Source organism: Pseudomonas sp. MYb60, from assembly GCF_002979555.1.
Classification (GTDB): Bacteria; Pseudomonadota; Gammaproteobacteria; order Pseudomonadales; family Pseudomonadaceae; genus Aquipseudomonas.
In genome coordinates this window covers 100,229-113,167 of sequence record NZ_PCOZ01000001.1, presented here as the reverse complement: position 1 = coordinate 113,167, position 12,939 = coordinate 100,229, and the positions used below count along the sequence as shown (strand labels likewise).

At 60.6% G+C, this 12,939-nt stretch carries 16 protein-coding genes; 9 read left to right on the top strand and 7 right to left on the bottom strand.

The features are described from left to right. Nucleotides 1-6 precede the first annotated feature (6 nt). From lptC to CQ041_RS00485, 8 genes are all read left to right on the top strand, one after another. Nucleotides 7-579, top strand: a complete 573-nt coding sequence (gene lptC / locus CQ041_RS00520) for an LPS export ABC transporter periplasmic protein LptC (protein WP_105520878.1) — start codon at nt 7-9, stop codon at nt 577-579. Next, nucleotides 566-1,099 (top strand): lipopolysaccharide transport periplasmic protein LptA, encoded by a 534-nt coding sequence (gene lptA / locus CQ041_RS00515; protein WP_105520879.1) that lies wholly within the window; start codon nt 566-568, stop codon nt 1,097-1,099. Before lptC ends, lptA begins: the two co-directional genes overlap by 14 nt. Then, entirely contained in the window at nt 1,099-1,824 is a 726-nt protein-coding gene (gene lptB / locus CQ041_RS00510) for an LPS export ABC transporter ATP-binding protein (protein WP_105520880.1), read from the top strand. The genes lptA and lptB overlap by 1 nt, the downstream gene beginning before the upstream one ends. 186 nt (nt 1,825-2,010) lie before the next feature. Further along, on the top strand, nt 2,011-3,504 hold the full coding sequence (locus tag CQ041_RS00505) for an RNA polymerase factor sigma-54 (protein WP_027604811.1): 1,494 nt from the start codon (nt 2,011-2,013) through the stop codon (nt 3,502-3,504). A gap of 75 nt (nt 3,505-3,579) precedes the next feature. After that, a complete protein-coding gene (gene hpf / locus CQ041_RS00500) occupies nt 3,580-3,885 on the top strand; it encodes a ribosome hibernation-promoting factor, HPF/YfiA family (protein ID WP_017138237.1) in 306 nt (101 codons plus the stop codon). Nucleotides 3,886-3,897: 12 nt separating this feature from the next. Further along, nucleotides 3,898-4,362 carry a PTS IIA-like nitrogen regulatory protein PtsN gene (gene ptsN / locus CQ041_RS00495; protein WP_105520881.1) on the top strand — a complete coding sequence of 155 codons (465 nt, stop codon included), beginning with the start codon at nt 3,898-3,900 and terminating at the stop codon, nt 4,360-4,362. A 2-nt stretch (nt 4,363-4,364) separates the two neighbouring features. Beyond that, nucleotides 4,365-5,222: an RNase adapter RapZ gene (gene rapZ, locus CQ041_RS00490; protein WP_105520882.1), complete on the top strand. Its 858-nt coding sequence runs from the start codon at nt 4,365-4,367 to the stop codon at nt 5,220-5,222. Between the two features lie 16 nt (nt 5,223-5,238). Further along, nucleotides 5,239-5,511 carry an HPr family phosphocarrier protein gene (locus tag CQ041_RS00485; RefSeq protein WP_003216108.1) on the top strand — a complete coding sequence of 91 codons (273 nt, stop codon included), beginning with the start codon at nt 5,239-5,241 and terminating at the stop codon, nt 5,509-5,511. 22 nt (nt 5,512-5,533) lie between these two features. Here the strand turns inward: CQ041_RS00485 and CQ041_RS00480 are convergent, their stop codons facing one another. From CQ041_RS00480 to pmbA, 6 genes are all read right to left on the bottom strand, one after another. Continuing rightward, nucleotides 5,534-6,427, bottom strand: coding sequence for a ZIP family metal transporter (locus CQ041_RS00480; protein WP_105520883.1), 894 nt, complete (start codon nt 6,425-6,427; stop codon nt 5,534-5,536). Nucleotides 6,428-6,459: 32 nt separating this feature from the next. After that, nucleotides 6,460-7,071: a superoxide dismutase gene (locus CQ041_RS00475; RefSeq protein ID WP_105520884.1), complete on the bottom strand. Its 612-nt coding sequence runs from the start codon at nt 7,069-7,071 to the stop codon at nt 6,460-6,462. 1 nt (nt 7,072) lies between these two features. After that, nucleotides 7,073-7,516, bottom strand: coding sequence for a hypothetical protein (locus CQ041_RS00470; protein ID WP_105520885.1), 444 nt, complete (start codon nt 7,514-7,516; stop codon nt 7,073-7,075). 27 nt (nt 7,517-7,543) lie between these two features. Further along, entirely contained in the window at nt 7,544-8,920 is a 1,377-nt protein-coding gene (locus CQ041_RS00465) for a lyase family protein (protein ID WP_105520886.1), read from the bottom strand. Then, complete coding sequence (locus CQ041_RS00460) at nt 8,913-9,308, bottom strand: FagA protein (protein ID WP_105520887.1); 396 nt, start codon at nt 9,306-9,308, stop codon at nt 8,913-8,915. Before CQ041_RS00460 ends, CQ041_RS00465 begins: the two co-directional genes overlap by 8 nt. Nucleotides 9,309-9,459: 151 nt before the next feature. Then, nucleotides 9,460-10,806, bottom strand: a complete 1,347-nt coding sequence (pmbA, locus tag CQ041_RS00455; protein ID WP_105520888.1) for a metalloprotease PmbA — start codon at nt 10,804-10,806, stop codon at nt 9,460-9,462. A gap of 108 nt (nt 10,807-10,914) precedes the next feature. On the opposite strand from pmbA, the gene yjgA reads away from it, so the two are divergent. After that, a complete protein-coding gene (gene yjgA / locus CQ041_RS00450) occupies nt 10,915-11,436 on the top strand; it encodes a ribosome biogenesis factor YjgA (RefSeq protein WP_105520889.1) in 522 nt (173 codons plus the stop codon). 47 nt (nt 11,437-11,483) lie between these two features. On the opposite strand, the gene tldD is transcribed toward yjgA, so the two are convergent. Beyond that, complete coding sequence (tldD, locus tag CQ041_RS00445; protein WP_105520890.1) at nt 11,484-12,926, bottom strand: metalloprotease TldD; 1,443 nt, start codon at nt 12,924-12,926, stop codon at nt 11,484-11,486. Nucleotides 12,927-12,939 lie beyond the last annotated feature (13 nt).

The following is a 12,939-nucleotide window of genomic DNA, read 5'->3' as shown; positions in this document are numbered from 1 at the left end:
CGTTTTATGCTGAGCAAAAAGATTCGCAACTTCCTGCTATTCGGGGTCATCGCCGCGCTGTTCCTGGCGGTGGGCTACTGGAATATCAGCCCGGAGCGCTTCCTCGACCAACCGGCCGCGCAGGTCGACGAGGGGGCTATCGACTATTACGCCATCAATGCCAAGAGCGTGCAGTTCCTGCCCGATGGCAAGCTGCAGTACGAGATGATGTCGGACAAGGTCGAGCACGTGAAGGCCAGCGAAATTACCTTGCTGACCAACCCGGACATGAACATCTACCGCGGCACCGAATTTCCGTGGCACGTCACCAGCAAGCGCGGTGAAGTGAACCCGGACGGCACCGAGGTGGAACTGATCGACTCGGTGCGCGTTGCGCGAGTTGACGACAAGAACCGCAACACGGTGATTACCACCAGTCGCATGACCGTATTCCCGCAGAAGCAATATGCGCAGACCGAGCAAGACGTTAGAATCGACGGCGCTGGCGGTGTATCGACTGGCAAGGGAATGAAAGCGTATTTGAAAGACAGCAGGATACACCTGCTATCGAACGTAAGAGGACAGTATGAGGCTCGTTAAAACTCTCCCGATTTTGCTCAGTCTGAGCGCAGCACTGGGAAGCGTGAGCGCCTGGGCTCTGCCGAACGATCAAGAGCAGCCTATCCGCATTCAGGCCGACGATGCCCAACTGGACGACAAGAACGGCGTTGCCACCTACAAGGGCGATGTGATCATCACCCAGGGTTCGATGAAGGTCACCGGCAACACCGTGACGATCACCCGCACCCAGACCGGCGACATCGACGTAGTGACCTCAGTGGGCAACCTCGCCTACTTCGAGCAACTGCAGACCGCTGGCGATACCAAGCCCGTCCAGGGCTGGGGCGTGACGATTCAATACCACGCCGCGCAAAACCGCGTCGTACTGATCGACAAGGCCAAGGTTGTCGACAAGGACAACAACACCACCCAGGGCGAGAAAATCGTCTATGACACCGTGAAGAAACTGGCCAGCGCCGGTCGAGCCAACGGCAGCAAGGTTACCGAATCGCGCCCACGCATCGACATGGTCATCCAGCCGAAGAAGAAGGCCGAGTAATGGCAACCCTGAAAGCCCAGCATCTGGCCAAGGCCTATAAAAGCCGTCAGGTCGTGCGCGACGTCAGCCTGTCGATCGACAGCGGCCAGATCGTCGGCTTGCTCGGCCCCAACGGCGCCGGCAAGACCACCTGCTTCTACATGATCGTCGGCCTGGTCCAGGCGGACCAGGGTCGCGTATTGATCGACGACCTGGACGTGAGCCACCAGCCCATGCACGGTCGCGCGCGCGCCGGTATCGGCTATCTCCCGCAGGAAGCGTCGATCTTCCGCAAACTGTCGGTGGCCGACAACATCATGGCAATCCTCGAGACCCGCAAGGAGCTCGACCGGGATGGCCGTCGCAAGGAGCTGGAAAGCCTGCTGCAGGAATTCCACATCAACCATATCCGCGACAACCTCGGCATGAGCCTGTCCGGTGGTGAACGCCGCCGTGTGGAAATCGCCCGGGCGCTGGCCACTGCACCCAAGTTCATCCTGCTGGACGAACCGTTTGCCGGCGTCGACCCGATCTCGGTCGGCGACATCAAGCAGATCATCCATCACCTCAAGGCCAAGGGTATCGGTGTGTTGATCACCGACCACAACGTGCGCGAGACCCTCGATATCTGCGAAACCGCCTATATCGTCAACGATGGCCAGTTGATTGCCGAAGGCGACTCCGAAACCATCCTGGCCAACGAACTGGTCAAGGAAGTGTACCTAGGTCACGAGTTCCGCCTGTAAACACCGTGGTGTCACGGCCGTTTGCCATGGGGCGCAGGAGTCAATAAAAAACCTCCGGCTTTTTATTGTTACCGCGCTCTAGGCAAACCCCCCGACATCAGGCATATAATTTGCTTATGTTTGGCGCTCGCGCGCCCTGTCGTGGATGGCGCATTGCGCCGGCGAATAAGGTGTTAAGCCCCTGCCATGAAACCATCGCTAGTCCTGAGAATGGGCCAGCAGCTGACGATGACACCGCAGCTGCAACAGGCCATCCGCCTGCTCCAATTGTCGACCCTGGACCTGCAACAGGAAATCCAGGAGGCCCTGGAGTCCAATCCGATGCTCGAACGCCAGGAAGAAGGCGACGACTTCGATAATGCAGACCCGCTGGCCGACAACATCGAGCAAAAACCCAATTCCGACGTGCAGGAACCCTCCTACCAGGAAACCGCCCCGACGGTCGACAACCTGGAGGAAGGCGATTGGAACGAACGCATCCCCAACGAACTTCCCGTGGACACCGCCTGGGAAGACGTCTACCAGACCAGCGCCAGCAGCCTGCCCAGCAATGACGATGACGAGTGGGACTTCACCACCCGCACCTCCGCCGGCGAGAGCCTGCAGAGCCATCTGCTGTGGCAACTGAACCTTGCGCCGATGTCGGACACCGATCGCCTGATCGCTGTGACCCTGATCGACTGCATCAATAACCAGGGCTACCTGGACGAAACCCTCGAGGAAATCCTCGAGGCCTTCGACCCGGAACTGGACATCGAGCTGGACGAGATCGAAGCCGTCCTGCACCGCATCCAACAGTTCGAACCCGCCGGCATCGGTGCACGCAACCTCAGCGAATGTCTGTTGCTGCAACTGCGCCAGTTGCCCGCCAAGACACCATGGCTCGCCGAAGCCCAGCGCCTGGTCACCGACTACATCGACCTGCTGGGCAGCCGCGACTACAGCCAGCTGATGCGCCGCATGAAGCTCAAGGAAGATGACCTGCGCCAGGTCATCGAACTGGTGCAGAGCCTCAACCCGCGCCCGGGATCGCAGATCGAGTCCAGTGAAGCCGAGTACGTGGTTCCCGACGTGATCGTGCGCAAGGACAACGAGCGCTGGCTGGTCGAGCTGAACCAAGAGTCGGTGCCACGCCTGCGGGTCAACCCGCAGTACGCCGGTTTTGTTCGCCGCGCCGATACCAGCGCCGACAACACTTTCATGCGCAATCAGTTGCAGGAAGCCCGCTGGTTCATCAAGAGCCTGCAAAGCCGCAACGAAACGCTGATGAAAGTCGCCACCCAGATCGTCGAGCATCAGCGCGGCTTCCTGGAATACGGTGACGAGGCGATGAAACCGCTGGTGCTGCACGACATCGCCGAGGCGGTTGGCATGCACGAGTCGACCATTTCACGGGTGACCACGCAGAAATTCATGCATACCCCACGGGGCATATATGAGCTGAAATACTTTTTCTCCAGCCACGTCAGCACCTCCGAAGGCGGCGAATGCTCGTCCACGGCGATCCGCGCGATCATCAAAAAACTGGTTGCCGCGGAAAATCAGAAAAAGCCGTTGAGTGACAGCAAGATCGCTGGTTTACTGGAGGCACAAGGCATTCAGGTCGCCCGTCGAACCGTCGCCAAGTACCGCGAATCCCTTGGGATCGCGCCTTCCAGCGAGCGTAAGCGTTTGATGTGACGGGCGGGCCACAGCGTTCCAGTGGCAGGCACCCCGGCCTGCCGCTTTATGCACTGGCAACGAAGGAGAAGCTGTATGCAAGTCAACATCAGTGGACACCATGTGGAAGTCACCCCTCCCCTGCGCGAATACGTCGAGCAGAAGCTGAAACGGCTTGAGGGTCATTTTGACAAGATCACCAATGTGCAGGTGATCATGAAGGTCGATAAACTTCAGCAGAAAATCGAAGCGACCCTACAGATTCCCGGTGGCGAAGTAGTCGCCAACGCCGAGCATGAAGACATGTATGCATCGATCGATGCCTTGACCGACAAGCTCGACCGCCAACTCAAAAAGCATAAGGAAAAGCAGCAGAGCCTCCTCCAGGGCACTGGCCGCTAACACTCCCCACCCATGATTCGACTTGAAACCATCCTGACCCCCGGCCGTTCCCTCGTGAACGCGCCGGGCGGCAGTAAAAAGAAAGCCCTTGAACAGATTGCCAACCTGATCAGTCGCGAAGTGACTGGCCTGGAGATGCAAGATGTGTACGAGGCTCTGATTGCCCGTGAAAAACTCGGTTCTACCGGTTTTGGCAACGGCATCGCGATTCCCCACTGCCGTCTCAAAAGTTGCGAAACCCCCGTCAGTGCCCTGTTGCACCTTGACGCCCCCATCGATTTCGACGCCATCGACGGTGCTCCGGTCGACCTGCTGTTTGTTCTGCTGGTCCCGCAAGCCGCTACCGATGCGCACCTGGAACTGCTGCGACAGATCGCCAGCATGCTCGACCGCAAGGAAGTCCGCGACAAACTACGCAGTGCCAGCAGCAATGAGGCGCTGTATCAGGTTGTCCTGGACGAACAGAACGGGCAGTAATCATGCGTTTGATCATCGTCAGCGGCCGCTCCGGTTCGGGTAAAAGTACGGCCCTCAATGTCCTCGAGGACAACGGTTTCTATTGCATCGACAACCTGCCGGCCGGCCTGCTGCCGGAATTGGCCGAACGCGCGTTGATCCACACTGAACTGGCCCAGCCTTTGGTGGCGGTGTCGATCGATGCCCGCAACCTGCCGAGCCACCTCGAGCGTTTCCCGTTGCTGCTGGAAGAAGTCCGCGCCAAGCACATTCATTGCGATGTGCTGTACCTGGACGCCGACGAAGAAACCTTGCTCAAGCGCTTTTCCGAAACCCGCCGACGTCACCCCCTCAGCAGCTCGCATCGCTCCCTGGCCGAAGCCATCGAGGATGAAACCAAGCTGCTGGGCCCGATCATTGACCTCGCCGACCTCAAGATCAACACCACCAGCCTCAACCTGTATCAACTGCGCGACGCCATCAAGCTGCGCCTGCTGAACCAGCCGGAGCCTGGCACGGCATTTCTCGTCGAGTCGTTCGGGTTCAAGCGCGGCATGCCGGTGGACGCCGACCTCGTCTTCGACGTGCGCTGCCTGCCCAACCCCTACTGGAAGCCGGAGCTGCGCGAACAGTCAGGACTGGACCAGCCTGTGGCCGATTACCTGGCCGCACAACCAGATGTGGAAGAGATGTTTCAGGACATCTCGAGCTACTTGCTCAAGTGGCTACCGCGTTTTGCCGCAAGCAACCGGGCCTATGTCACCATTGCCATTGGCTGCACGGGTGGCCACCACCGCTCCGTCTACCTGACCGAACGCCTGGGCCAGGTATTGCAACAAACCCTCAAGAACGTCCAGGTCCGCCACCGCGACCTTAGCTGAAAGGATCACCCCCGCGATGCCCGCTCTGGAAATTGAAATCATCAACAAGCTGGGCTTGCACGCCCGGGCTTCCGCGAAGTTTGTCGGCGTTGCCGGTCAGTTTCCCTGCCAGATCCGCGCCGGACGCACCCCAGAGTCGATGGTGGATGGCAAAAGCATCATGGCCATGATGATGCTGGCCGCCGGCAAGGGCACCAAAATCCATCTGAAGACCGAGGGCGAGCAAGAGCAGGAAGCCATGGACGCCCTGGTCGCGCTGATCAATAACTTCTTCGACGAAGGCGAATAATCGCTCCTAGAATCGGCATGCTTTAGCCCAGGGCGGTGTCCATCACCATCATCAGGCAGAAACCGATACACAGGCCCAGGCTGGCGAGTTTTTCGTGACCATTGCGCCGCGATTCGGGAATGACCTCATGAGTCACCACCAGCAACATCGCCCCTGCGGCCAGCGCCAGGCCGAGCGGCAGCAGCACTTCGGCCAGGCTCACCAGCCAGGCGCAGAGCACGGCGAATACCGGCTCCACCAGGCCTGAAGCAGCACCGATCAGGAACGCCTTGACCCGCGACATCCCTGCCCCGGCCAGTACCAGCGCAATCACAAGACCTTCAGGCACATCCTGCAGCGCAATGCCCATGGCCAGGCTGTCGGCCTCCGGCATGCCGCCGCCTGCCGAAACCCCCACCGCCATGCCTTCCGGTATGTTGTGGGCGATGATGGCAAACACGAAGAGCCAGATGCGCGGCGGGATCACCGGACGCTCCGGGGTACCCACGAGCATTTCCGGAGTGGCGCCGGAAACCTTGCGGTCCACCAGGTACAACCCGAACGCCCCCATCATGATGCCAACGCTGATCAGGCCGCTGGCCCCCCAAGGCGAAAGCCCCAGGGTTTCAGCAGCAGCAATGCCCGGCACGACCAGCGAAAACGCTGTCGCCGCCAACATCACCCCGGCGCCAAAACCCAGCAGGGTGTCGCTCAGTGCCACCGGCATGCGGCGAATGACCAACACCGGCACCGCACCGAGCGCGGTGCCCAGCGCACAGATGGCGCCGCCCTGCAGGGCACGCAGAATGCGCGGTTCCAGGTTCAGCCAGTCCAGCCCGTGAGCCACCAGCAATGCAGTACCTGCCAAAAGCAGCAACGAGCCCAACGCGTAGCGAAACATTCGCACGCTGCTGATCGCCAGTATTCCAGTGCCCATAGTCGGCCTTAGGTCTTGTTTCAGGATAGATATCAGGCCACTGCGGCCTGATAGCGCGCAGCAACTTCCGGCCAGTTAACAACACTGTAGAAGGCATTGATGTATTCCGGGCGCCGGTTCTGATAAAGCAGATAGTAGGCATGCTCCCAGACGTCAAGGCCGAGGATCGGCGTGTTGCCGTTCATCAGCGGGCTGTCCTGGTTGCCGCTGCTTTCAACCACCAGGGTTTTCTGCGGCGTCACGCTCAGCCAGGCCCAACCGCTGCCGAAGCGGGTCAGCGCGGCCTTGGTGAATGCCTCTTTGAAACTGTCGAAACCACCCAGTTGCTCGTCGATGGCCTTGCCCAGCGCGCCATCAGGCTTGCCGCCACCCTTGGGCGACATGACCGCCCAGAACAACGAGTGGTTGGCGTGGCCGCCGCCCTGGTTGATCACCGCGGCGCGGAGTTTTTCCGGCAACTGCTGCACGCTGGCGACCAGTTTCTCAATCGGCCAGCCCGCGAACTCGGTGCCCTCGACGGCAGCGTTGAGGTTGTTGATGTAGGTTTGATGGTGCTTGGTGTAGTGGATTTCCATGGTTTGCGCATCGATATGCGGTTCCAGGGCATCGTAGGCGTAAGGCAGGGCAGGCAAGGTATAGGACATATCAGTGAGCTCCGTAATAAGGACTGTTGCGGGTCGACGCATTCACGTGCGTCGCCGTGCCGCCCAGCAAACGATGGGTACGCGGGTACTCGCCGTGATCGCTGATGAAATTGAGCAGCTCGACGTAGGTCTTGCTGCTCTGCCGTAAGGCTGCTTCACGCAATTGCGGGGTCAAGCGTGGGTCCTGCATGGCCTGCAACAAGCGTTGGTGAATGGCGCAGAGGTATTCCGCGCTCTCTTCGGGCTGGTTCAGGCGCAAGTGCAGGTCTGCCAGGTTGTGGTGGGAAATGACGCAGGCCGCCACTGCTTCGTCGGCATCCGCCCAGCGTTCGAACAACACTTGCGCCAAGGCCAGGGCTTGCAGATAGGCCTCGCGAGCGTCGACCAACTCGCCTGCCATAAAGCAGCGATTGGCCCGTTCGATCGTGCGTTTCCAGTGCTCCATGGTGAGCCTCCAAAGCAGGGTGAGGGATTACACGCCGCCAGCCGTGAGCTTTTCCGGGTCCAGCAGGACTTCCAGCTGGCTGCGGGGCAGGTCGGTATGCTCCAGTGCAACGTCAATCACCGGACGGCCCTGCTGATAGGCCTTCTTGGCGATTTCAGCGGCCTTTTGGTAACCAATGATCGGGTTGAGGGCGGTCACCAGGATCGGGTTGCGCGACAGCGCTTCCTTGAGTTTGGCCTCGTTGACCTTGAAGCTGGCAATCGCCTTGTCCGCCAGCAAGCGGCTGGAATTGGCCAGCAACTCCAGGCTGCTCAGCAGGTTCTGGGCGATGATGGGCAGCATCACGTTGAGCTCGAAGTTGCCGGATTGCCCCGCCACCGTAATCACCGTGTCATTGCCGATGACTTGCGCGGCAACCATCGCGGTGGCTTCCGGGATCACCGGGTTGACCTTGCCGGGCATGATCGAGGAGCCAGGCTGCAGGCCTTCCAGCTCGATTTCACCCAGGCCGGCGAGCGGGCCGGAGTTCATCCAGCGCAGGTCATTGGCAATTTTCATCAATGACACGGCTACCGCTTTCAGTTGGCCGGACACCGCAACGGCAGTGTCCTGGGAGCCGATCAGGGCAAACAGGTTGGTGCCCGGGGTGAATTTCACCTCAGTCAGGCTGCTCAGCTGTTGGCTGAACCGAGCGGAAAATTCCGGATGAGCGTTGATCCCGGTGCCGACCGCCGTCCCGCCCTGGGCCAGTGACTGCAAGGCGGGCAGCAGGTCTTCCAGATGGCCGATATTGGCCTTGAGCTGCTGGGCCCAACCGTTGAGGACCTGGCTCATGCGCACCGGCATGGCGTCCATCAGGTGGGTACGGCCGGTCTTGATGAACGGATGGACATCCTGTGCCTTGCGCTCGATCACCTGCACCAAGTGCTCCAGGGCCGGCAGTGTCTGCTCATGCAGCACCAGCGCAGCGCTGACGTGAATGGTGGTGGGGATGATGTCGTTGCTGCTCTGGCCGCAGTTCACGTGGTCGTTGGGGTTGACGGTCTCGCCCAGCAAGCGGCTGGCAAGGGTCGCGATGACTTCGTTGGCGTTCATGTTGGAACTGGTGCCGGAACCGGTCTGGAAAATATCCACCGGGAAGTGCTGCATGAAATCGCCTTCCAGCAGGCCTTGGGCGGCGTCGACAATCGCCTTGCCCTGCCCTGCGCTGATTTGCTCGAGGTCGACGTTGACCTTGGCCGCAGCAGCCTTGGCCAGGATCAGCGCGCGAATGAATTGCGCGGGCATGCGTTGATGACTGATCGGGAAGTTGTTCACCGCGCGCTGGGTCTGTGCGCCATACAGGGCCTCGGCCGGCACTTGCAGTTCGCCCATGCTGTCGCGTTCGATACGGGTGTTACTCATCGTTAGATCCTTGCACCAGGTCAGAAACAGAAAGTGAGGGCAGCAATTCGCAGGTCGCCAATTGCCAGGCAAAGGTCTGCCAGCGCTTGAGGCGGCAGGCACACTGGGAGAGTTTTTCCAGGTCGCGCAACGGGCGCCAAGCCTGGTCGAGACAGCTGGACCGCCAGTGCCACGGCAGGGCGATATCAGTGGCGGTGTCCATCAGCAGGCGGAATGAGGTTTCAGCGATCGTCCAGGGATGAGTCGCGGTGCAGCACGCCAGGTATCGGCCCTCATTGAGGTAATGCTCGATCAGGCGCGGCTCGTTGGGGTTGAGGCCGCAGCGAATCTGGCGACCCATCCAGCGCCAGCTCTCCAGGTAAGGATCCTCATGCAGGACAGAACTCATGATCCACACTCATTCGGTAATGATATTTATTATTAAATGATATTAAGAATCAAAACAAGAGTGGCAGATTAATCCCTCTGAGCTTCAGGCATGAAAAAAGGCGCGCCATCCTGGAGATGGCGCGCCTTTTTTGGGTGAAGCCTGGGAGGACTTAGCTGCCTGCGACCGTCATCCGCTCAATCAATACCGAGCCGGTGCGAATATTGCTGCGCAGCTCGAGATCATTCCCCACCGCGACGATCTGCTTGAACATGTCGCGCATGTTGCCGGCAATGGTCACTTCCTGGACGGCAAATTGAATCTCGCCGTTTTCGACCCAGAAACCCGCGGCGCCACGGGAATAATCGCCAGTGACCATATTCAGGCCATGGCCCATCAACTCGGTGACCAGCAAGCCACGCCCCATGCGCCGAAGCAGCGCCGCCTGGTCTTCGTCACCATGGGTGACGAACAGGTTGTGCACGCCACCGGAGTTGGCCGTGCTGGGCAGACCGAGCTTGCGACCTGAGTAAGTCCCAAGAATGTAGGACACCAGCTCACCCTTTTCGACGAACGGTTTGGCGTAAGTCGCAAGGCCATCACCGTCGAATGCCGAACTGCCCATGGCGCGCATCAGGTGTGGACGCTCATCGATGGTCAACCACTCCGGGAACAGCTTCTGCCCGATGGCGCCTTCCAGGAAAGATGACTTGCGGTACAGATTGCCGCCGGAAATCGCCCCCAGGAAACTGCCGAACAGGCCACCGGCCAGTTCTGCAGAAAACAACACCGGCACTTCACACGTCGGCACCGGGCGCGCGCCCAAGCGGCTCGCCGCACGTTGCGCGGCACGCTGGCCAATGCTCACCGGGTCCGCCAGCAATTCGCCCTGGCGGCTCACGTCATACCAGTAATCGCGCTGCATCTGGCCGTTGGCTTCGGCGATCATCACGCAGCTCAGGCTATGGCGCGTGGACGCATACCCACCGATAAAACCATGGCTGTTGCCGTACACGCGACAGCCCTGATGAGTGCTCAACGTGGTGCCATCAGCGTTCTTGATGCGGGCATCGGCATCGAACGCCGCGGCTTCGCAAACCAAGGCCTTTTCAATGGCCTGCTCCGGCGTAATGTCCCAGACGTGAAACAGATCGAAATCCTTCAAGTCCTTGGCCATCAGCGCCTTGTCGGCCAGCCCCGAGCTTTCGTCCTCAGATGTGTGCTTGGCGATGGCCAGGGCGGCGGCCACGGTTTCACGAATCGCGTCCGGACCACTGGCCGAGGTGCTCGCCGAGCCTTTGCGCTGACCCACGTACAACGTGATGCCGAAGCCCTGGTCGCGGTTGAATTCGACGGTTTCCACTTCACGCTGACGCACCGACGTCGACAGCCCCTGCTCCAGAGACACCGCCACTTCGCAGGCACTGGCCCCCTGGCGCTTGGCCTCGGCAAGGATCTGCTCGACTTGTTCCTGCAGTGCCGGTAACGCTTGTGGACCGACGCTTTGGGCTGCACTCATGGTTTTCTCCACTCAAATTCTGCTTTCGGTTAAGGCCATCGAGCGACCGGGCCGGACAAGCGGCCCCCGACTGGTTATCATGGCGGCGTTTCTTTGCGGACTGCCACCATGGTTGATTCTTACGACGACTCCCTCGATGGGGAGAAAAGCAAAACCCAGGTCAAACGCGAGCTGCATGCGCTGGTTGACCTCGGCGAGCGCCTTACAACGCTCAAAAAAGACTTGATTGCGAAACTGCCATTGACCGACGAAATGCGTCGGGCGCTTGCGGATGCACCCAAGCACACCGCGAATATCGCGCGTAAACGGCACATCTCGTTTATCGGCAAGCTCATGCGCGATCAGGACATTGACGCCATCCTGACCCTGCTCGATCAAACCGATGCCTCCACTCGCCAGTACAACGAACGCTTCCATAACCTGGAACGTTGGCGTGACCGCCTGATCGCGGGCGATGACGCGGTGCTGGAGAAATTCGTGATGGACTACCCGGACGCGGACCGCCAGCAATTGCGCTCCCTGATCCGTCAGGCCCAGCACGAGCTGGCGCATAACAAGGCGCCGGCCACCAGCCGTAAAATCTTCAAGTACATCCGAGAGCTGGACGAGACTCAACGCGGCCTGCGCTGATCCTCTTCCCCGGGTGGCGACTTTCGCCACCCGAAGCTCCACCTTTCCTACGCGCCCGTGCCACCCACGGTGATCGCATCGATCTTCAGCGTTGGCTGGCCGACCCCCACCGGCACCGACTGCCCATCCTTGCCACACACGCCCACGCCACTGTCCAGCGCCAAGTCGTTGCCGACCATCGACACCTTGCTCATGGCCTCCGGCCCGTTGCCAATCAGCGTCGCCCCTTTGACCGGCGCGGTAATCTTGCCGTCTTCGATCAGGTACGCCTCGCTCGTGGAGAACACGAACTTGCCACTGGTGATATCCACCTGGCCGCCGCCGAGGTTGGCGCAGTAGATGCCACGTTTTACCGAGGCAATGATTTCCGCCGGGTCGCTTTCGCCACCGAGCATGTAGGTGTTGGTCATGCGCGGCATCGGCAGGTGCGCATAGGATTCGCGGCGGCCGTTACCGGTGCGCGCCACACCCATCAGGCGGGCGTTGAGCTTGTCCTGCATGTAGCCCTTGAGTACGCCGTTTTCGATCAGGGTGGTGCACTCGGTCGGCGTGCCCTCGTCGTCCACGCTCAGCGAGCCACGGCGACCGGCCAGGGTGCCGTCATCAACGATGGTGCACAGCTTGGACGCAACCATTTCGCCCATGCGCCCGCTGTAGGCCGAGCTGCCTTTGCGGTTGAAGTCACCTTCCAGGCCATGGCCGACGGCTTCATGCAGCAGCACGCCGGACCAGCCCGATCCCAATACCACTGGCAACGTCCCCGCCGGCGCCGGAATGGCTTCCAGGTTCACCAGGGCCTGGCGCAGCGCTTCACGGGCATAACCCATGGCACGATCGTCGGTGAGGAAATAACGGTAGTCGGTACGCCCGCCGCCGCCATGGCCACCGCGCTCGCGGCGGCCGTTCTGCTCGACGATCACACTGACGTTGAAGCGCACCAGTGGCCGCACATCCGCGGCTAGGCCGCCATCGGTGGATGCCACCAGAATGCGCTCCCACACCCCGGACAGGCTCACGCTGACTTGCTGGATACGCGGGTCCAGCGCGCGCGTCGCGACGTCGATGCGCTTGAGCAGTTCGACCTTTTCGGCGCGGCTGAGCACTTCCAGGGGGTTATCCGGCGCATATAACTGCGCCACGTCCTGGGTGCTGAACGCCTGCACCGTGCCATTCTGACCGGCCCGGGAGATCGAGCGCGCAGCGCGCGCCGCCAGGCCCAAGGCCTCCAGGGTGATGGCATTGCTGTAGGCAAAACCGGTTTTTTCCCCGGATTGCGCACGCACGCCCACGCCCTGGTCAAGGTTGAAGCTGCCTTCCTTGACGATGCCGTCTTCGAGGACCCAGGACTCGGAAATCTGCCCCTGGAAATACAGGTCGGCAGCGTCGATACCCGGCCCGGCGAGATCGCCCAGCACGGTTTGCAAGCTTTCGATGGTCACGCCACCGGGTGCCAGGAGGTGTTCACTGACTGAGGACAACAACTCGCTCATAGGTTTGGCCTTA